Raw genomic sequence first — 26,200 nt, 5'->3', positions numbered from 1 at the left:
AACCAGAGAGATATTCGCTCTCTGGTTTTCATTTTTCTTGCAATAAAGAAATCGGTATTCCAATCTCTTCATTATCATTTCGCTTATGTCCCCAAGCAAATACCCCGTTGAAATACGTAATTTCAAATAATATACCAGGTTCTTCTACTAATTCATATGTCTCACCAATATGAAATTTGTTTATATCAGTCATATAAGCACGAGCCATGGCCATCTTTCGCATTAATACATCGAACTCATTTACAATACCAAGCTGCTCTGCCTTTATTGCTTGCTCTTTCAAAACCCCAATTTCTTCCCTTAGCTCATGTGGTGTCATTTCACTGTAGCGTTTTGGCATATTCATCTTATTCCCCTCATCCCTCTTCACGTTTCATCTGCAAAAATATCTCTATCTCATCAATAGAGAATCCTTTGCGGTATAACGCTTGTTTCATCTTATTTTCGAATGTCCATCCATCATACTTCTTATATTTCTCATAATATTTATTCCCATGATAGTGTAACGCTTCTTGTTGCTGTTCGTCATCTTTTTCGTCTTTCAATTCTTCCAAACAAATTTGAATCACATCTCTAGAATATCCTTTACGAACAAGCATTTCGTCTAACTTAAGCTTCATTTGTAAAAAGGAATGCTTTTGATAAGACCTTTTCTTCTTTTCTATAAGGAGTAAAGCATTCTCAATTTGCTTTTCCTTCGGATATTCTTGTAAACTATGTGTAATGATTAGATCCTGAACACCTTTATTTAATAACTCCCTTTTAATAACAGTTGGACCCTTTCGATTCACATTACTTTGCGTTCGCGTATATAAAACAGCGTACTCTTTATCATTAATATATCGATCATGTAATAATTTCGAAACGACTTCAGAGATGACGGCCTGTCCCACTTCTTTTTTTCGTAAATAGTCTTCTACTTCTTTTTTTGTTCTCATTTGATAGGATAGATAGGAAATTGCTTGTAAATATGCTTTTTGTACCTCTTCATTGTATAAAATATTTCCTAACGCTATTTCATCAATTTCTAACCCTTTTTGTAATCCATGTTTCATTAAGATTACTTGATCCACACTAAATCCGTATTCTTCACCTTGACCTTTATCAATATAAATATTAAACCGTTCTTTCGATCGTTTTTGCACTTCTATTCTTGTAATGACAGCCATACTCTCACCTCTCTATTATTTTAACATAGTCAAGGAACGTTTTTGCTTTTCAAGAATATATATAATGAGGAGGAAATAATTGTGAGAATCGCAATTTCTGGTGGTACCGGCTTTATCGGTAAATACCTTTCTACTTTTTTTATTCAAAAAGGATATAATGTTTACATTCTTACTCGAAACAAAACTACTGAAACTTCCCACCCTAACCTTCAGTATGTACAATGGACACCAGATTTACAAACCTTCCCCCTCTCTTCTATAGATGTAGTTATTAATCTAGCTGGAGAGTCTATTAATAGTAGATGGACAAAGAAACAAAAGGAATCCATTTTAAACAGTCGAATTCAAACAACAAAAGGACTCATTAAACAATTGCAAACACTTGGTACAAAGCCAAATACATTTATTAACGCAAGTGCTATTGGATACTATGGAACGTCTGAAACTGAGTCTTTTACAGAACAGCATGAGATTCCCGGAAATGACTTTTTAGCAAATACAGTATATTCATGGGAACAAGAAGCATCTAAAGCAAGTTCTCTTGGAATGCGAACAATCTACGCAAGACTTGGAGTTGTATTAGGTGCAGACGGAGGAGCTCTTCCCAAAATGCTACTCCCCTATCAATTCTATATTGGAGGTACAATTGGATCTGGAAACCAATGGTTATCATGGATTCATATAGACGATGTCGTTCGCCTAATTGATTTCATCATACACAAAGAAGAAATTGATGGCCCTTTTAACATTACAGCTCCCCTACCTATAAGAATGAAGGAATTTGGAGAAACCATTGCAACTATAATGAAAAAACCTCATTGGTTACCTGTCCCTTCATTTATGCTTCACACTTTATTGGGTGAGATGAGTATACTTGTACTCGAAGGACAACATGTATTACCTAGTAAAGCAATTGAACATGGGTATCAATACACATTTCCAGCAATAGACCATGCATTACAAAATGTACTTTCGCATACAATGTAGTACTTCTAAAACACAGTTTTACAGGGCCCCCTTTCAAAACTTTCATTTTCTAGAATTCGGAGCATTATTACACAAATAACCTTTCAGTTACTTTCCCTTAAATTCCATTAACATTGTAAAGTAACAGAAATGAGGTACCTATGAAAATATTGCTCAAACAAGCCATTGTCTATCCTATTACATCCCAAAAATTTCAAGGGGATGTACTCGTTATAGGAGAAAGAATTGCCGAGGTCAAGCCTTCCATTCAACCTACTCAAGATATGACAGTTATAGACGCTCGTGCTCTTCATCTTTTACCTGGATTTATTGATGTCCATACTCATCTTGGTCTCTATGATGAAGGTACTGGTTGGGCTGGCAATGATGCAAATGAAACATCTGAAGTTTCAACACCACATATCCGTTCTTTGGACGGAATCCACCCTTTTGATATTGCATTTCAAGATGCTGTACAAAACGGAATCACAACTGTTCACGTTATGCCAGGAAGTCAAAACATTATCGGTGGTACTACTTGTGTAATAAAAACAGCTGGAACTTGTATTGATCATATGATTATTCAAGAACCTGCCGGCTTAAAGATTGCCTTTGGAGAAAATCCTAAAAAGGTCCATAGTAATGGAACAAAAGAATCCATAACACGTATGGGAATTATGGGGTTACTTCGGGAATCATTCTATGAAGCACAGCACTACGGACATGAAGCTGATTTTCGAATGCTTCCTATCTTAAAAGCATTACGCCGCGAAATACCTGTACGTATCCACGCTCACCGAGCAGATGATATTAGTTCTGCTCTACGCTTTGCAGCAGAGTTCAATCTCGATTTACGCATTGAACATTGTACAGAAGGTCACTTTATTGTTGAAGAGCTTTCGAAACACAATTTGAAGGTTTCAGTTGGCCCCACTCTTACACGCCGTTCTAAAATCGAACTTAAAAACAAAACATGGGATACTTACCATATATTATCGAAAAATGGAGTGGAAGTTTCTATAACAACAGATCACCCTTATACACCAATTCAATATTTAAATGTTTGTGCTGCTGTCGCAGTAAGAGAAGGATTAGACGAAAAAACTGCACTAGAAGGAATCACTATATTTCCAGCACGAAATTTACGTTTAGAGGATAGAATTGGAAGCATTGAGGTTGGAAAAGACGCTGATCTCGTGTTATGGACTCATCATCCTTTCCATTATTTAGCCAAGCCTGTACTAACCATGATTGACGGAAAAATAATTTACAAAAAAAATAAAAAAAACTAGTTTATTTTTTTGACTAGATAAAGTATTATACGATTATAAACTGAATGAAACCATAATCAATTTGTGTCGTGATTATCATTTTCAAATTGATGAATGGGGAAGGCAAATGGTGCGCCACCAGCGTTAGAAACTGGTTCTAGTGGGTTCGATTCCCACCCCGAAATTTTTTAAAGATTGATATAAAAATTTCGAGGGTGGGGTGTTTTTTCGTCATGCTACCCTCGTGTGAGGAGGAGTTAGTATGTTGAAAAAACGCGACTTACACGACAGCCACGTTCTATACGAGTTAATGGTGGACCCAGCTGTCTTCCCTTTTGTGCGTCAAAAGGCTTATTCTTATGAGGAGTATTTATTTTTAACGAAACAAACGATTGAAGCTGAAGAGCGTGGGGAATTAATTTCACGCACAATTTTAGATGAATGGGGTAACCCTATCGGAACAATTACTTTATTTGATGTGCAAGAAAAAGCCGGATTTCTCGGAACATGGCTTGGCAAACCATATCATGGAAAAGGCTATAATAAATTGGCGAAAGATTCATTTTTTAGTGAACTTTTCTATGAATTAGATATTGAAACAATCTTTATGCGTATTCGTAAAATAAATATTCGTTCTATTAAAGCTGCCGAAAAACTACAATATGTAAATCTAGCAAACGAAACAAGAAAAGCCGTTTATGATGAAATTAACGCAAATGAAGAAGTATATAACTTATATGAAATTCCAAAAGATCAATATACACTTGCTACAATGCGAGATACAACGTTCCAAGATGCTCACCAATTAAAAGAAGCGTAATCTAAATTTTTAGAAGAAATAATTAATAATTAACATTTTGCCATATACGTATATCACCCCATGTCTTTGGAAACGATAGATAGTGACTTTAGGACACGAGGTGATTTGTAATGGATAAAAAGAAACGTGACAAAACAAAAAACACATTATCTAGTACACAAGAAGTTCTCTACCAACGGGTATTTCGCAAAGCAGATCGCGCAGCGGGTTATCGCTCGAAAAGTATTTAAAGTGAGAATGAATAATTAGACGTTTTCCCCCCTAATTATTCATTCTCATTACATATTTTTTCTACGTGATAGAATAGACAAAAAAGGTTCCTTATAAATAAGGAACCTTTTTTGTGTGGATAACGTTATCCACATAATTTATAGAATTGTGAATAAATTCAACAAACCCTTCACAAGTTTATATGTTGTAACACATCGTAAATGTTAGAATTGTGGATAGTTTTCTAAAAATTGTGGACAATGTGGATATAGTTGTTAATATTTCGACTTTACTGTTTAATGAAAGCGTAATCTTCATGTGGATAAGTTACTACTTTATCTTATAAAACAATAAAGAACCCTCTTTAAACATATAAAAGAGGGTTTCATATTAAGTAAATAATTGTGCAAGAGCAGGTGATTTAATAGGTATATGATTCGGTTCTACATGATTTTCTGCCAAAATTGTATCCACAATATGACCAGCTGGCTCCGGACGATAAATGCTTTTCATCGCTTCTTTCATTTGAAGAAGCTTCATATCATCTTGTAATAACGCCTCTGTCTTCGCAAAAACCTCACTATCATCACGAATGACAACTGCAGCTCCTTTTCTTTCAAAGTACATCGCATTTTCATTTTCTTGTCCTGGAACAGGCTTATATAAAATGACAGGTACTTGCAATGCTGCCGCTTCACTTAACGTAATACCGCCTGGCTTCGTAATCATACAAGAAGTAACACGAAATAATTCATCAATATTTTCAACATAACCAAATACTTTTAATGCATCAGGATTTTTTTCCTGTACTCCTAATAAATCCTGTTTTAACGCTTCATTCTTTCCACAAACGACAACTACTTGTAAATCAGGTAATGACATAAATGATTGGCATAGTTCTTTTACACTTCCTAATACCCCATGAGCACCTGCTACAATTAGTAAAATCTTTTTATTCTTACATAACTGATATTTATTATATATAATGTCTGGATTGATCTTCAGCTCAAAACTACTACGAATCGGAATTCCAGTTTCAACAATTTGCTCCGCGGGCACACCAATATCAATCATAATTTTTTTTACGTGATCTGTTGCTACAAAATAACGATCTACTTCCCGATGAATCCATATTTTGTGCACACAAAAATCCGTTAATACGTTATACACAGGAATTGAAATACCTGTTTGCTTTTTTAACTCTGGTACAGCTATGATCGGAAAAGTATTAATAACAATATCCGGTTTCTCTGCTTGTAAAAGTAATTTCAAACGTTTTCTTCCAAAGTTCGCATACCAAGATGCTATTTTTTTATCATAAATTTTTTCTACGCCATAATAAAACAAGCGGTATAATTCTTTTCCTATTGTATAACTTTTTAAATATAAATATTTTGTAATATCGGTTATAACTGGATGTGATTCACCGAACAAATCGCATACAATTACATCTTTAATTCCTTTTTGGCGAAATGTTTGTTCTAATGTTTTCGCTACTTGCACATGACCATTACCGTAATGTGCAGTTAATATTAAAACCTTGGGGTTTTTTATCAAACAAATCCACTCCTAGCTTATTGTTTCTCCATATTGCATATACGACAATAGGAAAAACATTTTCCTTAAAAATTACATAAACAGATTCTAATACTTCTCTTTCAGCTATGTACCTGTCGTGGATATGCAAAGCATATAAGATTGACCCCTTAATCCTATCTGTGCTCATATCTTTACATTATACTTTCCTATAAGAGCTTTCGCAATAACTTACAAATGTTCTCTATTCCATGATACTCACTCTTTTACTTCTTAATTCTTTTTACTATTTTGATTTCCCTTTACAATTATGTAAATTTCTCCACTTATTCCTTACAAAAATATGGATATTCTATTTTCAGTATACTCTTTTCAATATATATACTCTAGGTTTTATTGTAAAGAAAGCAAAAAGCCTAATCCAATATTTGGATTAGACTGCTTGTAAAATATGTCTTGCTTGTTCTACCTTTTTTTCAGTAGGTGGTTCTACATTCGCAAGTGGATACTTATGTCCAAGTGCCTCCCATTTATATACACCAAGCTTATGGTATGGTAGCACTTCGACTTTCTGAACATTAGACAGACTTTGAATAAAACTAGATAATTTTTGTAGATCCTCTTCATTATCCGTAACACCAGGAACTAATACGTGTCTTACCCAAATTGGTTTATTTTTATCCGATAAATAACGAGCAAATTGTAAAATATGTTCATTTGGTTTCCCTGTTAATTTACGGTGTTTCTTTGAATCAATATGTTTCAAATCCAATAAAACTAAATCTGTGTAATCCATTAAAATATCTAGCTTATTTTGGAATTCTGGTTCTTCAGAATAACAACCACCCGAAGAATCAATTGTTGTATGGATTCCAACTTCCTTACATTTCTTAAATAATTCAATTAAGAAATCTAGCTGTAATAATGGTTCACCACCACTAACTGTTATACCGCCTCCAGAAGCTTCAATAAAAGGAAGGTAACATGTCACATCCTGCATTACTTCTTCAACTGTTATTTCTTTTCCTTTACCGATCTCCCACGTATCAGCATTATGACAGTATTGACAACGTAATAAACACCCTTGTGTAAATATGACATAACGAATTCCTGGGCCATCAACAGTACCACAAGACTCTACAGAATGAATTCTTCCTTTTATCATGTTACTTCCTCCTTTATTGAAGCAGCCTCCCTCTGCTATTTATAAAAAGCAGAGGGACACTTTTTCACTTACATACTTTCATGCATTGTACGATTAATTACATCGATTTGTTGTTCACGAGTTAATTTAATAAAGTTTACAGCGTAACCGGATACGCGAATTGTTAATTGTGGATATTTCTCAGGATGTTCCATCGCATCCATTAATGTTTCACGATTAAATACGTTAATATTTAAGTGATGGCCTTCTTTTACTGCATAACCATCAAGCATTGATACTAAGTTACGTACTTGTACATCATCTTCTTTACCAAGTGCTTTTGGAATAATAGAGAATGTATTAGAAATACCATCTTGCGCATCTTCATATGGTAATTTAGCTACAGATAATAATGAAGCTAACGCACCTTTTGTATCACGGCCATGCATTGGGTTCGCACCTGGTGCAAATGGTTCTCCAGTACGGCGACCATCTGGAGTGTTACCAGTTTTCTTACCGTATACAACGTTAGATGTGATTGTTAAGATCGACATTGTATGAACAGAATTTCTGTATGTTTTATGTTTACGAAGTTTATTCATAAATGTTTTTACAAGATTTACAGCGATTTCATCTACACGGTCATCATTGTTACCGTATTTAGGGAAATCCCCTTGGATTTCAAAGTCAACTGCAATGCCGTTTTCATCACGAATTGGTTTTACTCTTGCGTGTTTAATTGCACTTAAAGAGTCTGCTACTACAGATAGACCCGCAATACCTGTTGCCATTGTACGAAGAACATTTGTATCATGAAGTGCCATTTCAATACGTTCGTAGCTATATTTATCATGCATGTAATGAATAACATTTAATGTGTTTAAATATAGACCTGCTAACCATTCCATTGTCATATCAAACTTACGCATAACTTCTTCATAATCTAATACTTCAGAAGTAATCGGTGCGTACTCAGGACCAACTTGTGCTTTAGATTTTTCATCTTTACCACCGTTAATCGCATATAGTAATGCTTTCGCTAAGTTTGCACGTGCGCCGAAGAACTGCATTTGTTTACCAATTCTCATTGCAGATACACAACAAGCAATTCCGTAGTCATCGCCGTAGTCAGCACGCATAATGTCATCATTTTCATATTGAATTGCTGATGTTTTAATAGACATTTTCGCACAGTAGTTTTTAAAGTTCTGCGGTAATTGTTTAGACCAAAGAACTGTTAAGTTTGGTTCTGGAGCTGGGCCTAAATTATCTAATGTATGCAAGAAACGGAATGAGTTCTTTGTTACTAATGGACGACCATCTAATGCCATACCACCGATAGACTCAGTTACCCAAGTTGGGTCACCAGAGAATAATTCATTATAATCAGGTGTTCTTGCAAATTTCACAAGACGTAATTTCATAATGAAGTGATCCACAATTTCTTGTACTTCTTCTTCTGTTAAAGTACCATTTGCTAAATCTCTTTCAATATAAATATCTAAGAATGTAGAAGTACGTCCAAGACTCATTGCAGCTCCATTTTGCTCTTTAATTGCTGCAAGATATGCAAAGTATAACCATTGGAATGCTTCTTGTGTATTTGTTGCAGGCTTAGAAATATCAAAGCCATGAGAAGCAGCCATTTGTTTTAACTCTTGAAGTGCACGCATTTGCTCAGATAACTCTTCGCGTAAACGCATTGTATCTTCGCTCATTACACCGCCAGTTAAATTCAAATCAGCTTTTTTCACTTCAATTAAATGATCAATACCATATAATGCTACGCGTCGGTAGTCACCAATAATACGTCCACGTCCGTATGCATCTGGAAGACCAGTAATTACACCTGATTTACGAGCCGCTTTCATTTCTGGTGTATATGCATCAAATACACCTTGATTATGCGTTTTTCTCCAATCTCTAAAAATACGACTAAGTTCTTTATCCATTTCGTATCCATAAGATTCACAAGCTTGTTCCGCCATACGAATACCACCATATGGTTGTAAAGAACGTTTAAATGGTTTTTCAGTTTGGAAACCGACTACTTTTTCAATATCTTTATTTAAATATCCTGGTTCATGTGATGTAATAGAAGAAACAATTTTTGTATCCATATCAAGAACGCCACCGTTTTCACGTTCTTTCGTTGTTAAATCCATTACTTGATCCCAAAGTTGCTTCGTTGCTTCTGTTGCTCCCGCTAAGAAAGATTCGTCTCCTTCGAAAACGTTTACATTATTTAAAATGAAATCGCGAACATCAATCTCTGCTTTCCATTTTTCACCTTTAAAGTTTTCCCATGCGTTTTTAACATTTTCTAATACTTGAGTCATCCTAATCTCCTCCATTTTTGATTAGTACAGGACTAAGATTTTTTATATAACAGCTTACACACTTAGAATACTACTTTTTTGCTAAAGTGAACGAAATAGTTGTGACATGTTTGTGAAACGTTGAGCAAACTACTATATGCATAGTGTTAACTTCACTTAAAAGTCTTTATAATTAACCCTTTCCTTAATTGTATTTTTTTGGTATCCTTATATACGAGTCCTATTTTGTAATATAAGAACAATACCCATTGTAGAGCTGTAATACTCTTATCTCCTAATCTGTTATAGTTTTTATAACAGAACAAAAAAGTGTACATATGTTGTACACTTTTTTTGTTACTACTCTAAAACATCTCTTTTTCTATTCCCATCATAGAATCCACCACGGCTGCCTTCTAATACAATTAATTGCTCTAATCCTTCTATATGATCACCTATAATTCGCAAAACAGCTGGAGGATGACCTATTTTTGCAAAATGTTCACTGGGACGAATACGGTTCATCTTATCGACCTCTACACGACTTACACACGCAATTTCGAATCCTGAAAGAATAGCTTTCACTTGCGCTACGCAAGGTGACAATAAAGACCTATACCCAATTGATTTCAAACACTTCTGGCTAAACGCATTAGGTACAGCGATAAGAGATCCTACTCCTAAATCTTTTCTATCACAAGCTAAATTTAATGCATATTTAAATGCAGTTACAAGATGAAGCGGTACTCTTAAATCTAAATAATGATTTAGATCATTTAATGCGACATCCATTCCATCTGCAATAGCTTTTGCGAAAGGATATAATTCCCTAGCTGGAATAACAAAGTCACCGTCTATAAATAATACAATTTCTCCTTTTGCAAAATAAGTTCCAAGTGAACGCCCTACATCGTTTCCAAGTGCTTCTTCATATACAATTGTTGTTGCTCCCTTGTCTTTTGCAATCGTTGCTGTTTTATCAGACGAACCATTTACAACAACGATAATTTCAAAAGGTTCAATTTTGCGAAGCTCATCTATAACGTTTCCAATTGTTTTCTCTTCATCTTGTACAGGAATAATGACCGATAATTGTTTTCCTTTATACAACTTAGATGTAACGCCCCATCCTTGATAAAAATCTTCGAAACTTAAAGTATGATAGACACACTCTCTTTTCCTATTTCCATCATAATACCCTCCGCGCTCACCACTGCCTACTATTCGCTCCGCTACAGCTTCTATATGATCACCTATCATCCGTTTTTCAGATTGAGAAAGACCTGTGCCATACGCAGCATGCTCGGCCGGCCGAAATTTATTCGGTGTAATAACGTCAATTGCACAATGACGACTAATTCTCCATTTGCTTTGTACTAGGCGTAAATGAGCGACAATAGGATTAACAAAACATTCATATCCAATGCTTTGAACAACTTCTTTCGTCAACGCATGAGGTACAGATAATAAAGAATCAATTTTTAACTCTTCACGCTCTAACATTGCATTTAATATTTGGCGCCATACTGTTACAGAGTGTGGTTTTTGTTTCTTTAAAAATAATGCGTCCAAATTATTAAAAACGATGTCGGCCTGATCATGTAAAATTGGATTCAAGAATAATTGTAATTTTGAAGTTTGAATAGCAAAATCTCCATCTATAAATAGTAGTACATCACCTATCGCGTGTTTTGCACCGACTGCACGTCCAACGTCGTTCCCTAGTGAATCTGCATACTCGATTACTTTACACCCTAAACGACCAGCAACCTCTTCTGTACCATCATTACAACCGTTTGCTACTACAATAATCTCTACTGGATTTAATCCTTTTACCGATTGAATAACGTCTGAAATTGTATCCGCTTCATTACATACAGGTATAATAACCGACAGCGACTTAGCCATTGTTTTCTTCACGAAACCATTTAATAGTTTCTTTCAATCCTTGTTCCCACGTTACTGTCGCTTGAAACTGCACAAGTTCTTTTAATTTCGTTACATCTGGTCTTCTATTTGGAATTTCTTCAAAACCATGTGGATATACCTCTTCGAAAGGAACTTGGACAATTTTTGAAGAAGATTTCGTTAGCTTTTTAATTACTTCTGCTACTTCTTTTATACTCTTTTCGTTCTCAGAACCTATATTAATAATCTCACCATTTACCTTCTCATCCATTGCTCGAATCGTTGCCTCTACCGCATCACTTACATACGTAAAGCAACGTGTCTGCTTTCCATCTCCATATACGAGAATGTTTTCTCCTTGCAGTGCCGCACGGATAAATCGTGGGATTACCCCTGCATACGGACCATCTTTCGCTCTTGGACCATAAATATTAAAATAACGAACAATCGTTACCGGTAAACCTTCTAATGCGTAGCCTAAACATAATGTTTCTTCTAACGTTTTACACACTGCATAACTCCAACGTATTTTAGAAGTTGCCCCGTATAATCGATCCCCCTCTTCAGAGAAGGGTGGCTTTGCCTTACCATACACTTCAGAAGTAGACGCAAAGACTACTTTCTTCTTTCCTTTTAGCGCTGCTTGTAAAATGTTTCTCGTTCCATCAAAATTCGTTTCAATAAGCTCTATACTCTTTTCCATTGTCGTTTTCACACCTAAAATTGCTGCTAAATGAAACACTACATCATGTTGATTTACTAATTCATAAATAGAATTTTTATCTAAAACGCTTATTGGAATAACCCGAATTTTTTTCATTAACTCATCATGATATTTATTTTTTCCTTTATAGAAGTTATCCACAATCGTGACTTCATTTCCTCTTTTCACCAATTCTTCGGCTAGATGCGATCCAATGAATCCTGCTCCACCTGTAATTAAACATTTCTTACTCATACACTCACCTTCTTTATAATTCCACGTGTATCTATTACTCGCTTCATTCCTTTAAAAAGCTTCCAATCGATATTAGAGTGATCAGTTAAAATTAAAATACAATCCGCTTGTTTAATGACTTGTTCATCCAAAGAAACAGATTGGTACAACTTATCTCCAAATTTTGCAGAAGAAATATATGGATCGTGATATTCTATCTCATATCCTTCTTTTATTAACAATTCAATAATTGGTAAAGCCGGTGATTCTCTCAAATCATTTACATCTTTCTTATACGCAATTCCTACAATTAAAACTAATGCAGGCGATTGCACCATGTCTTTTACTTTCCGGACTATTTTCTCTGGCATTTCTTCATTAATCACATGTGCTGCTTCAATTAATTGACTAATTGTCCCATTCTTTTTTATTCTCCATTGGAAATATAAAGGATCTACTGGAATACAATGTCCCCCTATTCCTGGTCCTGGCCAATATGGGGTAAATCCAAACGGTTTTGTAGATGCAGCTTCAAGCGCCTCATAAAAATCAATTCCTAAACTTTCACATAGTGTGTTTAACTCATTTACTAATGAAATATTGACTAGGCGCTGAATATTTTCAAATAACTTACACATTTCCGCTACTTTTGGAGAGCTAACAGGAACGACTACATCGAAGATCGTGCTATATAAATCCTGTACTTTTTGTTTGCACTGCTCAGTTTGTCCACTAATAACCTTTGGAATGTCCTGAACGGAATATTGACTATTTGCTGGATCAATTCTCTCAGGAGAATATCCAATATAGAAATCTTCTCCTACCTTTTGGCCGCCTTGAGAAACAATCGGAATAATAACTTCCTCGAGCGTACCTGGATATGTGGAGCTTTCGAAAATGAAGGTTTGTCCTTTTTGAAGGTTTTGTTGTATATAATGCGAAGCTGAAATGAGGGCACTTAAGTCTGGTTCTCTTTGTTCATTAATCGGAGTCGGGACAGTGACAATAACATAATCACTATTTTGAAAATCAGCAATACCTTGATCCGGTGTATTTACTATTAATTTTTTTTTAGCCAATAAACTTTGTAACAATTTAGAAGAAACATCCGGAATATAACTTTCTCCTTTTATAATTGATTCTATTTTTCTAGTATCTTTATCTAATCCAAGTACTGTATGTCCTCTCTCTGCAAAATGGACTGCCAAAGGAAGGCCAACATATCCTAATCCGATAATGGCAACTGTACTACTAACATTCATCTGTATTCTCTTCTTCCTTTCTCAATTGTTGAATTATATTTCTATCCCGCTCTCCATCTGTAAAACTCCCGCGTTCGTCTGTGGATTGTAATAAATATGCAATTGCCTCAAGTTGATCACCAAAAATACGGTCAAATGCTGGAATACGCCCATTTACAAATCCATGTTGCTCTGGGCGTACTCGATTTGTTTTTATTACATCTACAAATTCTACCGCTGTAATAGAAAATCCCTCCAAAATAGCTTTCATTTGAGCTAATGGCGGAATAACGAGAGAGTCATATCCTATTTGTTTTATTACCTTTTTATGCATAGCATGTGGTACTGCTGTTAATGAGTTATTCCATAAATCTGGTCGTTTTGCTACCAAATTCACAAAATATTTCCCCATGCTAATTGGGTCTGCCGGATGAAACATATCTAATAAACACTGTAAATCATTTAATGCCACATCGTATCCATCTTCAATAGCATGTAGAAAGGGAATTAGTTTTTTCCCCGGAATAACAAAATCACCATCGACAAATAAACAAATATCGGCCGTGGCATGCATAGCGCCTATCGCTCGGGCCACATTATGCCCGAGAGCTTCCTCGAATTCAATAACGATCACATTCTCTAACTTTGCTTGTTTAATTGTCTCAATATCAGCTCCATTCGCAACCACTATAATTTCATCTACACCTGCTTTTTTTACTTCTTGTATAACAAATCTTATAGTCATTTTCTCTTCTGATACGGGGATAATGGCACTATATTTCGCTTTTTTCTTTTGTAATACAACTGGTTTATACTTTCCTATAAACCCTCTATCCCTATTTCCTTCCGAAAAACCACCACGCTTACCATATATTTCGATTACGTATTGCAAAGCACGTAGATGATCTCCCATAATACGACTAGTCGCTTTCGGATAAGGCGAATCGGGTGATGTACCAGTATGAACAGGACGCACTTTATTTGTATGAATAACATCGACCGAAGCCATATCGACAATATCTACTCCTCTAGACATCGCCATCGCTTGAAACAGTGCTGGATCTGCTAAATTCCACCAACCAAATTTCTGAATAACTTCCCTACTCATTGCATGTGGAATTGCGATTAAAGATCCAACAACAAGCTCTTTTTTATTCAAATAACGATTCAACATACATTTGCCAACTGTCGTATAATGCGGTCTCACCTTTAAATAAACGGACCATGTTAAATTATTCACAACAATTTGGTGGCCTTGCTGAATTCCTTTTACGAAACGTTGCAGCTCTTTACTATCAATGACAATGTCACCATCTAAAAACAGAACAATGTCACCTTTCGCTTCTCTTGCTCCAATTGCCCGTCCAACATCATTGCCAAGAGAACATGGATAATAAATGACTTGGCAATGATGTCGTGACGCTATTTCTTTTGTTCCATCTGTCGATCCATTATCTACTACGATAATTTCATATGGCTTCAGCTTCTCCACTTCTACTAAAACTTGTGATAAAGTACTCGCTTCATTATGCACTGGAATAACAACTGATACTCTCATACTTGTATCACTCTTACCCTTCCACGCGAACATAAGAAATAATAGGAATACGTACCACTACATCTTCTGGTGGTCCATAAGAAGGAGAAGTACGAACACTTACTGCCCCGTCTGTCACAGATAACAGAATACCTGCAACTATTTCAACAGCTGTCACAACTTGCACTAACTCACCAACATGGTTACGTAATTCTTCAGTAAATAACATATATAAGCCTCCTTTCTTACGCTTCTTTCATTGATATAATGCTTGTAAATGGTAATAAAACTTCCGTTCCTATTCCTTCTTGCAGTGTTAAGAAATCATCACCAACTGCTACAATTACACCCGTTAAATGTCCAACTGTCACAGTAATTTCTACGTTTTTCCCCAAATACTGCTCTGCAATTTCTTTAAAAGGTGATGTATTACATTCTTTTAAAATGTTACAAATAATAGATTGAAATCTACTTGATTCAATAAATTCTTCCGTAGCTTGCTTAGAGTTTCTTTGAATAAATCTCGCGAAGTTTTGTGAAAATAAAAGTCTTTCCACAGCGGGCAATAGCTTATTATCTAAAAAATAATCTAATTGCCTATTAAACAATCTCGATAACTTTTTCCAATACTTACCGAACAGACACATATACTTCTCCTCCTATTATTTTTTAAAATATAAAAATTACATTCATACATCTTAATGTATACAAATCAGGCTTTTTTTGTGATAGGTAAGACATACATTTTTCAAAGAAACAATCTTTTCTAATCACATAAAAAAGATAGATGGTATCCCATCTATCTTTATATATATTTTAATTTTTAATTGTAATTATGGCAGAGATACTGTAATAAACCGCTCGTGGCAATTCTGCCTGTTCACTTATAAAAGCTGTAACAAGTGAACCACCGCTTGCCGAGAAATACTTAACAGCTTCTAACGGAATACCATCTTCTTTCACATCAATATGCGTTCCATCTCGCCAATCTATTTTCTGCATTGTTGCGGAAAGGTCCCCAGTCACTTTACCAAATTCTTTACCATCCACTCCTAAAAAAATCCATTCCCACTTTGTTAAACTTAGTATTTGTGTTAACTCTCCAATTTTCTTTCCATCTACATTAGAGAAAATATAGACGTTGCGTACTCCCATCTTCTTTTGAACACGCAACAATCTTTCTCCCGAGTGATTATATAAATACAATTGTTGCTTATGTAATCCCCTAAAAAGAAAAGAAAGTACAGCTTGCCATACACGTTGAATAACAAAATCATACTCTTCTTTTAAAAATCCTACTGTATTTCCATCTAATCCAAAGTACGTTATTGCTTGAAATACCCCTACCTCTTTGCGAACAACAAATTTTTGTTGCTCAAATAATTCAGAAGTCTCTATATTATAATTTTCCTGTTTAAGTATTTTTGATCTTCGTTTTTCCATAAAGCTATATATTAATAATCCAAATGCCGGTAGTACAACACCTATTAATTTTAGATTTTCTTTCTCCGAAGTGAATAGCGTCCCTTTTTTATATTCCATCAACAATGCAATTGCAACGATAATCCATACAATGATAGATACAAAGAAAATTCGTTTCGCATTACGTGCGTGATGCTTATGTATACTCATACCCCCCCTCCTTTTCCATTTATCTCGCTATTCGCCGGGCAGTAAGACCCACACTTCAAAATTCGGCGAAAGCAAAGAAGTTAGGTGGGGGATCCACTGCCCGTAAAAGCCCGATTGGTTCAACTAATAATCAGTGGGGGATGAAGAAACCCCCCACTGATTAAAGTTTCACTTTATTTCATTATCTCATTGTCCCCTACACTTCCTCAATAAAAAAAGACTATCCAAAAGGATAGCCTCTTACACTTCAATATTTCGCAACATCGTATAAATGTCGTTATTCACTTTACCAAACGATTTAATGTTGTTTTGAATGTTAGATAATAAAACGACATACACACTTCCGTTTTTACTAAATCCATTTAAACAATTCCATCCTGGCATTACACCGTGATTCGAATAACTTCCCGGATCTACATACCAACCAAATCCGTAATCCTTTTTCACAGCCGTAAACATTTGATCATAGCTCTCTTTTGAAATTAACTTTCCAGAGAAGAGCGCTTCATTAAATAAATATAAATCATGTGCACTTGTATATATATCACCACAACCATATAGTTGTGACATACTTGGAATATTAGGTGTTGTCATATTGTTATTTACTATTTTATAACCTGTCGATGGAAACCTTGTTTGCTCTAACGCTTTGCCGAAACCAGACTGCTTCATACCCGCAGTAGCAAAAATATGTTGTTTAATATATTCTTCTAACGGTTGTCCACTTACCTTCTCAGCGATGTAGGCAAGTATCGAATAGTTCGAATCGGAATATTTCCATTTCTCTCCTGGACCCCCAACACGCTTTTGCTTTCCTATTCGTTTTATCAATTCTTCATGAGAAATATCCTCTGTTCCCTGCTCATACTCTGGAATTCCTGATGTATGTGTTAGTAAATGTTTTAACTGAATACCATTACCTTGAGGGAAATCTGGAATATACTTTGCAACCGTATCCTCTACGTTTAATTTATTTTGATCCTTTAATTGCATAATAGCAGTCGCTACAAATGCCTTTGAAATAGAACCAATATAAAAAGTTGTCTCTGAATTATTCGGTACTTGTTTCTCTTTGTTCGCCATACCGTATCCTTTATTCAAAAGAACTTTTCCGTTCTTCACAATAACAGCTGTCCCGCTAAATCCTGCGTTTTTTAAATATTGATCTAATTGAGCGTTTTCATTAATTTCTTGAGGTGGTCCCTCAGCATGCTTCTCCACAGCTTGTACTTGCTTTACTTGTTCTTCCTGCTCTTTTTGTTTTTGTGCTTCTTGCTTCTTCTTTTCTTCTTTCTTTTTTAGCTCTTCTTGTTTCTTCATTTCTGCCGCTGCTTTTAAAGTTTCTTCTTTCTTATTATGCGCAACAATTTTTGTATACATGAAATATACAACTGAAAATAGTAAGACGAGAATGATTGTTCTTTTTATGTATACAATCGGCCGACGTGCTTTCCCATTCGCATTATTTTTTTCCTGATCCATGATTGCTTTTTTCCCCTTATTTACCGATAATTTAATTCCACTACACAAGATTCATTCCGGATCTTTTTCATAGATTTTTGACATTCCATTCGACGTCATCCCTACTTTATCACGCACTGCACATATTACCAACCTATATGTATGAAAAAGAAAAAGAAAATTTACAAAAGTAAGATTCCCGTTAAATTGTTAACCAAAAAAAAGAGGATATCCTCTAAAAAAATTGATATTATCAATCTTTTGGGATATCCTCTTATCTCATTATTTATACGTGTTTTTTCATATCATCGGCAACAGATTCAACATTTGTACCTACGATAACTTGGACACTCGTGTTACTTAATTTCATAACACCTTTTGCACCAGCACGTTTTAATGCTGCTTCGTTTACTTGACCAGCATCTTTCACTTGTAAGCGTAGACGTGTTGCACAGTTATCAATAACTGTTAAGTTTTCTTTTCCACCTAAAGCTGCTACGTAAGTTTCACCAATTGAACCTGCAACTGGAGCTTCTTCACCTTCAGCTAGTTCCTCTTCATCTTCACGACCAGGCGTTTTCAGGTCGAACTTCTTAATTAAGAAGTAGAATACAACGAAATAAATTACTGCGTAAATTAAACCGACTCCCGCGAGTAATACTGGTTTTGTTGCAATACCGAAGTTTAAGAAGTAATCGATTGCACCGGCACTAAATGTGAAACCATCGTGAATGCCGAGTGTTGTTGTAATGAATAGAGACAGACCTGTTAATACAGCATGAATACCATATAATACTGGTGATAAGAACATGAATGAGAATTCAATTGGTTCTGTAATACCAGTTAAGAATGAAGTTAATGCTAGACCACCTAACATACCTGTAACCATTTTACGTTTTTCTGGTTTAGCAGCCGCAATCATTGCGAAACATGCTGCTGGTAAACCGAACATCATAACTGGGAAGAAACCAGTCATAAACATACCCGCTGTTTTATCTCCTGCAAGGAAGCGAGCAATATCACCATTTACAACATTACCTGCTGCATTTGTAAAGTCACCAAGTACAAACCAGAAGTATGTGTTCATTACGTGGTGTAAACCGATTGGAATTAATAGACGGTTTAATAAACCAAATAGACCTGAACCAACTGCCCCTAAATTAACAATTCCATGAGCTAATGCATCGATAGCATTTTGAATTGCTGGCCAAATTTGTGCGAATAGAATTCCTAATAGTAACATCACAACCGATGTAACAATCGGAACGAAACGTTTTCCAGCAAAGAACCCTAACCATTCTGGAAGTTTAATCTTATGGAATTTATTATAAAGAAGTCCTGCTATAACACCGACAATAATACCACCTAAAACTTTCATATCCACTTTAGTCGATAATTCGGCTGCCTTAGATACCTGTGTCATTGTATCTGCAAGCTTAGATGGATCTACATTAGCGCTATTACCTACTAAATCTTGAACTTTGCCTAATTTATCTTGTAATTCTACAGTAGAATATCCCTTACTAAGTGCATCAATACTGTTTTTCATAACTAGATAACCAATTGCACCTGCAAGACCTGCTGCACCACTACCATCAACTGAAAGACCGATTGCAATACCAATTGCAAAAATAAGTGCTAAATTATCAAAAACTGCTGCACCGGCCTGTGCCATAACAGGAATATCAAATACATCTGGTTGCCCTAAACGAAGCAATAATCCTGCTGCTGGTAGTACGGCGATTGGAAGCATTAACGCTTTACCAATACGTTGTAGAAACTGCAACATTTTAATTCCCCCTATCAAATTTATGAAATCGTTATCATTATAAGTACGCCTTAGAAAACGCTTTCTATTTACATAACCATAATAACATATAGTTGTATAGATGTGTAGTTTTTATTTTTGAATTTTTTATGGATAAATCTCCTATTTCCAAACTGTTATATAAAAGGAAAATTCTCCTTTTTAATATAGAATACTCGAAACGAAATACTTACTATAAAACATGTAACTTTCGTTTTATCATTCCACTTTTTCATGTTATTATTTATTTCCGAGCATATCGGGAAAAGTAAACTTAGTTAATTCGAAATAGGAGCGTTGGTACTATGCAGTGCATTGAAACAAACAACTTACAACAGTTGTTAGAACAAGTAAAACCATATACGAAAAAAGGAAAGCTTGCTACTTATATCCCCGAACTAGGAAATGCAAATCCGGCTGATTTAGGGATTGCCATTTTCCATAAAGAAACAGAATACATCCATGCTGGCAACTCACAAACACTATTTACTCTTCAAAGTATTTCAAAAGTAATTACACTTGCACTTGCCCTTTTAGATCGTGGTGAAGAATATGTATTTTCTAAAGTTGGAATGGAACCAACTGGTGACCCATTTAATTCTATTATTAAGTTAGAAACGACAAGTCCTTCTAAGCCACTTAATCCAATGATTAATGCAGGGGCACTAGCTATTACAAGCATGTTAACAGGAAACGATAATGAAGAAAAAATGGAGCGCATCCTTCATTTTGTACGTGAAATAACAGATAATCCTACTATTAATTATTCTTCTAAAGTTGCCAATTCAGAATTAGAGACAGCTTACTTAAACCGTTCACTTTGTTACTACATGAAACAAAACGGAATTATCGATTGTGACATCGAAGAACTTATGGATTTATACACTCGTCAATGTGCAGTTGAAGTAAACTGTATCGATTTAGCACGTATTGGCTTAATTTTTGCGATGGATGGCTATGATCCATATAAGAAAAAGCAAATTATCCCTAAACATATTACAAAAATCTGTAAAACATTTATGGTTACATGCGGTATGTATAACGAGTCTGGTGAATTTGCGATTCGTGTTGGTATTCCAGCCAAAAGTGGTGTAGCTGGTGGTATTTTCGGCTGCGTAAAAGGAGAAATGGGAATTGGTATTTTCGGACCAGCTTTAGATGCAAACGGAAATAGTATCGCTGGTTTTAAAATTCTTGAACTTCTTTCTGCTCAAGAAGGTTGGAGCATTTTTTAATTCAGAGTTATCCTGCTATACTAGCAGGATTTTTTTATTTCATAAAACCCTCAACTTTATTAGCTATCCATCCCCTTACAAAAACCGTACTGAAAGTTTCTCTATATCATGCATATTTGCTCCCCCCTCCTGAATAATATAGTACAACCTAGCGCTATATGTGGAGGTGTGAAAGATGAAACTAATATTTCAAATGGAAAAACAGCCTGTTCTTGAAAAAACAATTCTTCTTTTTATATTGAGTATTGTAGAAAGCTTGAAGTTAAAAGTTGTTTCACTCGATGAAGCTCACCGATACATATTCAATTTAGAAGTGCTTGAACTACTAATGGATAGAAACATCGATGATCAAGTACTTGAACTCATCCACTTCGGAATGGGACTTGAAGACATTCATCATGTGCTTCCTGAAGAACTTGAACATACTATCGAAGAATTAAAGTGGCTTTGCATTCAAGTTTTAAGTGAATATAGTATGCATGAAGAATCGGAACAATTAATTGAAGATATACGGTGAAAAAGCACCTATGTAGGTGCTTTCATATTTATAAAAACAGTAACATTTTGGTAATTGCACATCCGATGTCGATATATGCAATTCATTCGAGTATTTCCGAGGAAATGCTCGAACATTGTATGTTACAATAACTGATCTATCCCAATAAGAATTAATAGTACGCCCGCAATAACAGTAGCCCATTTCCCTAAGTATTCTGCTAAAAATCGTTTTCCTACATACGCAAAACCACTAATACAAATAAAACTAAACACCCCAGAAATAGTTGCTGTAAGCCACAGATTCAAGTTTGTTACCCCAGCATCAAATCCACCTGCAATATTATTAATAGACAACGCAATCCCTAAAACAATTGCTTCTGAAAAACTAATTGTTTTAGAACCATCAAAATCTGCTTTTTCTGGATCACGTAAAATTCCCATAAGTACATTACCATCTTTAGAGCCTACAGTATTTCTTTGCCCCAAGAAAGGCTGACATAAAATAAACACCCCGATTATCCCTAAAACGATTGCTCCAATCAAGTTTGCAGTAAACTCTGAAATAAATAACGCTATCCAGTTCCCAAAAAATCCAGCTAACAAAGTAAATAAAAACCCAAAAAATGCGATGATAAAATTGTTAAGCCACGAAATTCGAATTTTACGAATGCCATATGCAATCCCAACACCTGCATTATCTAAATTAGAAGCAATCCCGATTAAAAAAATTGAAAATAGACCTGCCGTACTCATAAACAGCCACCCCTTTTTCTCACTTTTCCATGCATCTTATGAAAATGTTGAGCAACTGTGCCTGTCTGTTTCATATACATGTAATAAATACTCAACATTTTTTCAACAATAAAAAGGAGTGCCTTCACTATGCCTAAAGAAAATCCAAATGAGCGGCTTAGTACATTAATAAAAAAACTTTTAAAAGAACGTGCCTTATCCATGCGCCAATTAGGAATGCATACAAATATTGATCCCGCTACAATCTCAAGAATTATGAATGGTAAACAACCGCCAAAACAAAAACATCTACAAAAATTTGCAGAATGTTTGCAAGTTCCACCCCAATTGTTATTTGATGAAATGTATCCTGATTCTCCTCACATTAATAAAGAAAAGACGGATATTTACACATCTCTTGATACAATTCAGCAAACTCTGCAATCCTCTAACTTATTCGATTTCGACTATACAACAACTCGCGTAAAACAAGAACTTGAAAACTATGAACGCTATGCTCAGACAACAGAAGGTGAAAAACGTATTCATGAAAGTTTCGCGAGTAAATTAGAACAAATTGATAGCGCTGGTCCTTTTATTGAACAATTAACCGATATGTATCAACAATTTTGCAATGAAACTATCTCAAAAGAAGAGCGTGCAGTTCTTGGAGGCGCATTACTGTATTTCATTTTATCGACAGATATTATTCCCGACTATCTCTTTCCAATTGGCTATTTAGATGATGCAATTGCTGTTGAATTAGCGAAAGAGAAATTAATCGAACTAAAACGAAAAACATAGAAAACCAAAGAACTATTTCAGTTGTTTCTGTTCAACTCTGAAATAGTTCACTAGAAAATCGTACAAGTATACATACCTGTACGATTTCAACACACTAATCTATTTTTTCGTGTGACACCATTCATATATAAATGCTGTTATTACTTTTGTAAATTCAATTAACTGTTCTACTTCAACTTTCTCATTTATTGAATGAGCTTCTTCTAATGTACCTGGTCCGTAAATAACAGCTGGAATATGAAATTCACTAAACCAACCACCATCCGTTACCGTTGCAGACATATCTAAAATTGCATTTTTAGATAGAATTGATTCGTGTACTGAGCTAAGAGTTTTTACTGCTGCATGTTCACTATCTACTTCTAAAGAAGGGAAAATTTCGCCACGATCCACAATCATTGATTCTCCGCCCCACTTAAATTGTGGTGGATTTTCACTTAACCATGGATCGGCAGCCGCTACTTTCTCAATATACTTTTCAATTTCGTTTATTATTTGTTCATGTGTTTCATTCGGGTAGAAGTGTACCGTTATCCATAACCGGCACTCATCCGCAATAAACGCTGCATGCCGTCCGCCTTCAATAACAGCTGGGTTAATTGTTGTTGTTCCAGATGGATAACCTTCATATGTTTTCATAACTGCCCAATGACGCTCTAATTCTTGTAAACTTTGCACAATTTTCATCATTTTTTCAATCGCACTCGCTCCGAATAAACGTCCTCCAGCATGAATCATTTGCCTGCGTGTTGCATCATGAAACGTCTGGGGGCTTTTCACAGTAATCCATCCAGTAATTACGCCGCCCTGTCCTTGCATATGTAAATCACTTGTATCCACTACGACTGCAAAATCAGCATCATAACCTCTTTTGCAGCATTGAAGTGTACCTGCTTCTCCAACTTCTTCCCCAATTACTGATTGAAAGATTAAATCTCCAGGTAATTCAATGCCAGCTTCTTGTAAAAGTTGAATAGCAAATAGTGCTCCAGCCAGTCCTCCTTTCATATCCGCCGCACCACGTCCAACTAACCAACCATCTTTTATAAACGGCTCAAACGGATTGGTTTCCCACGCTTCATCTGCTGATACTTCAGCTACATCCACATGTCCATTAATAATAAGACTTTTATGTGTGTCACTTTCTATCCCTCTTCTCACCCCAACAACGTTCGGGTCATTCGGATATACATCCCATTTATCAACACTAAAATTTCGTTTTCTTAGAAAATCTGCAACAAATTCTTGCGCCTCATTTGTGTTTCTCGCCGGCGGTGCTGGTGTTTCAAAACGAATTAAAGTCTTTGTAAGCTCTAGTAACTCATCTTTTCGTAAATCAATCTGTTCTAATAGCTGTGAAACTTCTTGATTCATCGCTAATTCCCCTTTGCATACATAGTATATAGTATGTTTCCAGCTTTATTGTCACAAAAAAAGAGACTGTTTACAATTTACAGTCTCTTTTTTTAGCATAAGTTTCTAATATATTTATAAACTTTCTGCCTCTGTTGTATTTGTTTTTTCAATATGTTCTACCTTACGTGCCTTATTTCTTGTCGCACGGTAAAACAGTAAACAAACAATCATAAATGGAATACCACAATATAATGCCATTCTTTGTTCTGGAATAAAAGCCATACCAACAATTACTGTTACATTTAATACTAACGCAAGCAGTGGTACGAATGGATACAGCGGTGTTTTAAATTTCAAGTCCTTCACATCCCCGCCCTGCTTAATGTATGACCTTCTAGCCAATAAGTTAGATAGAGCAATAGATGCCCAAACTAATATCGCCCCGAACCCGGCAATAGAAAGTAGCCATAAATAAACTGTATCTTCCGCATAAATACCTGATAGTAATGAAAGGCAACCTACAATTGTACTTACAATCAATGCATAAATAGGAACACCATTTTTAGATAACTTACCGAAAATTGGACTAATCATTCCTTGATTAGACATAGACCATAGCATACGAGAAGTTGCATATAATCCTGAATTCGCAACGGATAGAACCGCTGTAATAATAACGAAATTTATAATATCCGCCGCATAAGGAATACCAATTTTATCAAATACAACTACGAATGGACTTTCTATCACTCCCGCTTGCTGCCAAGGGAATAAGCCTGCAAGAATGAAAATAGATAATACAAAGAACACAAGTATACGCCAAACCGTATTATTAATTGCCTTCGGGATCGTTTTCTCTGGATTTTCACTCTCTCCAGCTGCAATACCAACTAGTTCCGTTCCTTGGAAGGAAAAATTAACTGCAATCATCGTAATTAAAATGGCTGATAATCCATTTGGAAACAACCCACCATAATCAGTAAAGCTAGAGAACATCGGTGCTGGTTCATTTCCTTTCATATCTAGAAAACCAAACATTGCTGCCCCGCCTAAAATAATAAATGCAATGATTGTAATTACTTTAATACTTGCAAACCAAAATTCAACTTCTGCAAAACTTCTTGAAGATAACGCATTGATAGCAAAGAGCAGTACCGCAAACGCTACACACCAAATCCATGACGGTACATCAGGAAACCACCGTTTCATTAAAATACTAACTGCAATCAGTTCAATACCTATCGTAGCAGACCAGTTTAGCCATGACATCCAGCCGACTACATAACCCGCTGCAGGGGAAATGTGCTTTGTAGCATACGTTTGATAAGATCCTGCGTCAGGCATCGCAACAGCTAACTCTCCAAGACAGAGCATCGTTAAATACATAACAAATCCTCCAACAAGATACGCTACAATCGCTCCTCCAGGCCCAGCTTCATGAATTGTATACCCAGATCCTAAAAAAAGACCGGTACCAATAACTCCTCCAAGTGCAATCATAAAGATGTGCCTGCTTTTCAATTCCCGTTTTAACCCTTGGTTTTGATCCATCATATAAATCCCCCCTTTTCCCTTTGGAAACCTATTTCATGTAAGCGTTTTTAAAATTATTCATAAT

The 26,200-nt window shown here is 35.5% G+C and carries 24 protein-coding genes; 7 read left to right on the top strand and 17 right to left on the bottom strand.

Features of this window, described 5'->3' with window-relative positions; genetic code table 11:
• Positions 1-28: 28 nt before the first annotated feature.
• Positions 29-346 (bottom strand): YfhH family protein, encoded by a 318-nt coding sequence (locus MKO96_RS24865; RefSeq protein ID WP_240589003.1) that lies wholly within the window; start codon positions 344-346, stop codon positions 29-31.
• Between the two features lie 10 nt (positions 347-356).
• Positions 357-1,169, bottom strand: a complete 813-nt coding sequence (gene recX / locus MKO96_RS24860; RefSeq protein WP_240589002.1) for a recombination regulator RecX — start codon at positions 1,167-1,169, stop codon at positions 357-359.
• An 81-nt stretch (positions 1,170-1,250) separates the two neighbouring features.
• Here recX and MKO96_RS24855 point away from each other — a divergent pair, with 81 nt between their 5' ends.
• The 4 genes from MKO96_RS24855 to MKO96_RS24840 all read left to right on the top strand — a co-directional run bounded on the left by MKO96_RS24855 (position 1,251) and on the right by MKO96_RS24840 (position 4,456).
• Complete coding sequence (locus tag MKO96_RS24855; protein ID WP_240589001.1) at positions 1,251-2,156, top strand: TIGR01777 family oxidoreductase; 906 nt, start codon at positions 1,251-1,253, stop codon at positions 2,154-2,156.
• A gap of 140 nt (positions 2,157-2,296) precedes the next feature.
• The gene (locus MKO96_RS24850; protein ID WP_240589000.1) at positions 2,297-3,427 is read left to right on the top strand and encodes an amidohydrolase; all 1,131 of its coding nucleotides are present in this window, start codon (positions 2,297-2,299) and stop codon (positions 3,425-3,427) included.
• A 241-nt stretch (positions 3,428-3,668) separates the two neighbouring features.
• Positions 3,669-4,226, top strand: coding sequence for a GNAT family N-acetyltransferase (locus MKO96_RS24845; RefSeq protein WP_000914737.1), 558 nt, complete (start codon positions 3,669-3,671; stop codon positions 4,224-4,226).
• 110 nt (positions 4,227-4,336) lie between these two features.
• Positions 4,337-4,456, top strand: coding sequence for a YfhE family protein (locus MKO96_RS24840; protein ID WP_240588999.1), 120 nt, complete (start codon positions 4,337-4,339; stop codon positions 4,454-4,456).
• 370 nt (positions 4,457-4,826) lie between these two features.
• Here MKO96_RS24840 and MKO96_RS24835 read toward each other — a convergent pair whose 3' ends face one another.
• The 12 genes from MKO96_RS24835 to nagE form a co-directional block, all read right to left on the bottom strand.
• On the bottom strand, positions 4,827-5,993 hold the full coding sequence (locus MKO96_RS24835; RefSeq protein ID WP_087979338.1) for a diglucosyl diacylglycerol synthase: 1,167 nt from the start codon (positions 5,991-5,993) through the stop codon (positions 4,827-4,829).
• A 412-nt stretch (positions 5,994-6,405) separates the two neighbouring features.
• On the bottom strand, positions 6,406-7,137 hold the full coding sequence (pflA, locus tag MKO96_RS24830; protein ID WP_048559761.1) for a pyruvate formate-lyase-activating protein: 732 nt from the start codon (positions 7,135-7,137) through the stop codon (positions 6,406-6,408).
• A gap of 68 nt (positions 7,138-7,205) precedes the next feature.
• On the bottom strand, positions 7,206-9,455 hold the full coding sequence (gene pflB, locus MKO96_RS24825) for a formate C-acetyltransferase (RefSeq protein WP_240588998.1): 2,250 nt from the start codon (positions 9,453-9,455) through the stop codon (positions 7,206-7,208).
• Positions 9,456-9,794: 339 nt separating this feature from the next.
• Entirely contained in the window at positions 9,795-11,342 is a 1,548-nt protein-coding gene (locus MKO96_RS24820) for a glycosyltransferase family 2 protein (protein ID WP_240588997.1), read from the bottom strand.
• Positions 11,335-12,300: an NAD-dependent epimerase/dehydratase family protein gene (locus MKO96_RS24815; protein ID WP_240588996.1), complete on the bottom strand. Its 966-nt coding sequence runs from the start codon at positions 12,298-12,300 to the stop codon at positions 11,335-11,337. The genes MKO96_RS24820 and MKO96_RS24815 overlap by 8 nt, the downstream gene beginning before the upstream one ends.
• Positions 12,297-13,541 carry a nucleotide sugar dehydrogenase gene (locus MKO96_RS24810; RefSeq protein ID WP_240588995.1) on the bottom strand — a complete coding sequence of 415 codons (1,245 nt, stop codon included), beginning with the start codon at positions 13,539-13,541 and terminating at the stop codon, positions 12,297-12,299. The genes MKO96_RS24815 and MKO96_RS24810 overlap by 4 nt, the downstream gene beginning before the upstream one ends.
• Complete coding sequence (locus MKO96_RS24805) at positions 13,531-15,111, bottom strand: glycosyltransferase family 2 protein (protein WP_240588994.1); 1,581 nt, start codon at positions 15,109-15,111, stop codon at positions 13,531-13,533. The genes MKO96_RS24810 and MKO96_RS24805 overlap by 11 nt, the downstream gene beginning before the upstream one ends.
• Entirely contained in the window at positions 15,092-15,286 is a 195-nt protein-coding gene (locus MKO96_RS24800; protein ID WP_240588993.1) for an LSm family protein, read from the bottom strand. The genes MKO96_RS24805 and MKO96_RS24800 overlap by 20 nt, the downstream gene beginning before the upstream one ends.
• A 16-nt stretch (positions 15,287-15,302) precedes the next feature.
• Positions 15,303-15,704, bottom strand: a complete 402-nt coding sequence (locus MKO96_RS24795; RefSeq protein ID WP_240588992.1) for an LSm family protein — start codon at positions 15,702-15,704, stop codon at positions 15,303-15,305.
• A 169-nt stretch (positions 15,705-15,873) separates the two neighbouring features.
• On the bottom strand, positions 15,874-16,689 hold the full coding sequence (locus MKO96_RS24790) for a sugar ABC transporter ATP-binding protein (protein ID WP_240588991.1): 816 nt from the start codon (positions 16,687-16,689) through the stop codon (positions 15,874-15,876).
• Between the two features lie 240 nt (positions 16,690-16,929).
• A complete protein-coding gene (locus MKO96_RS24785; RefSeq protein ID WP_240588990.1) occupies positions 16,930-18,171 on the bottom strand; it encodes a serine hydrolase domain-containing protein in 1,242 nt (413 codons plus the stop codon).
• Positions 18,172-18,436: 265 nt separating this feature from the next.
• Positions 18,437-19,939, bottom strand: coding sequence for an N-acetylglucosamine-specific PTS transporter subunit IIBC (nagE, locus tag MKO96_RS24780; protein ID WP_240588989.1), 1,503 nt, complete (start codon positions 19,937-19,939; stop codon positions 18,437-18,439).
• 323 nt (positions 19,940-20,262) lie between these two features.
• Between nagE and glsA the strand changes: the two genes are divergently transcribed.
• Positions 20,263-21,192, top strand: coding sequence for a glutaminase A (glsA, locus tag MKO96_RS24775; RefSeq protein ID WP_001149843.1), 930 nt, complete (start codon positions 20,263-20,265; stop codon positions 21,190-21,192).
• Between the two features lie 175 nt (positions 21,193-21,367).
• Positions 21,368-21,709: a DUF3969 family protein gene (locus tag MKO96_RS24770; protein WP_000766602.1), complete on the top strand. Its 342-nt coding sequence runs from the start codon at positions 21,368-21,370 to the stop codon at positions 21,707-21,709.
• A 122-nt stretch (positions 21,710-21,831) separates the two neighbouring features.
• Here MKO96_RS24770 and MKO96_RS24765 read toward each other — a convergent pair whose 3' ends face one another.
• Positions 21,832-22,443 carry a manganese efflux pump gene (locus MKO96_RS24765; protein WP_240588988.1) on the bottom strand — a complete coding sequence of 204 codons (612 nt, stop codon included), beginning with the start codon at positions 22,441-22,443 and terminating at the stop codon, positions 21,832-21,834.
• Between the two features lie 129 nt (positions 22,444-22,572).
• On the opposite strand from MKO96_RS24765, the gene MKO96_RS24760 reads away from it, so the two are divergent.
• Positions 22,573-23,226 (top strand): DUF1232 domain-containing protein, encoded by a 654-nt coding sequence (locus MKO96_RS24760; RefSeq protein WP_240588987.1) that lies wholly within the window; start codon positions 22,573-22,575, stop codon positions 23,224-23,226.
• 99 nt (positions 23,227-23,325) lie between these two features.
• On the opposite strand, the gene MKO96_RS24755 is transcribed toward MKO96_RS24760, so the two are convergent.
• Together MKO96_RS24755 and MKO96_RS24750 are read right to left on the bottom strand one after the other, a co-directional pair.
• On the bottom strand, positions 23,326-24,600 hold the full coding sequence (locus MKO96_RS24755) for an acetylornithine deacetylase (RefSeq protein ID WP_240588986.1): 1,275 nt from the start codon (positions 24,598-24,600) through the stop codon (positions 23,326-23,328).
• 114 nt (positions 24,601-24,714) lie between these two features.
• Complete coding sequence (locus tag MKO96_RS24750; RefSeq protein WP_000969239.1) at positions 24,715-26,136, bottom strand: amino acid permease; 1,422 nt, start codon at positions 26,134-26,136, stop codon at positions 24,715-24,717.
• Positions 26,137-26,200 lie beyond the last annotated feature (64 nt).

This window comes from Bacillus sp. ES1-5 (assembly GCF_022487605.1).
Classification (GTDB): Bacteria; Bacillota; Bacilli; order Bacillales; family Bacillaceae_G; genus Bacillus_A; species Bacillus_A wiedmannii.
The sequence above is the reverse complement of the archived record's forward strand: the minus strand, read 5'-3'. Positions and strand labels throughout refer to the sequence as shown.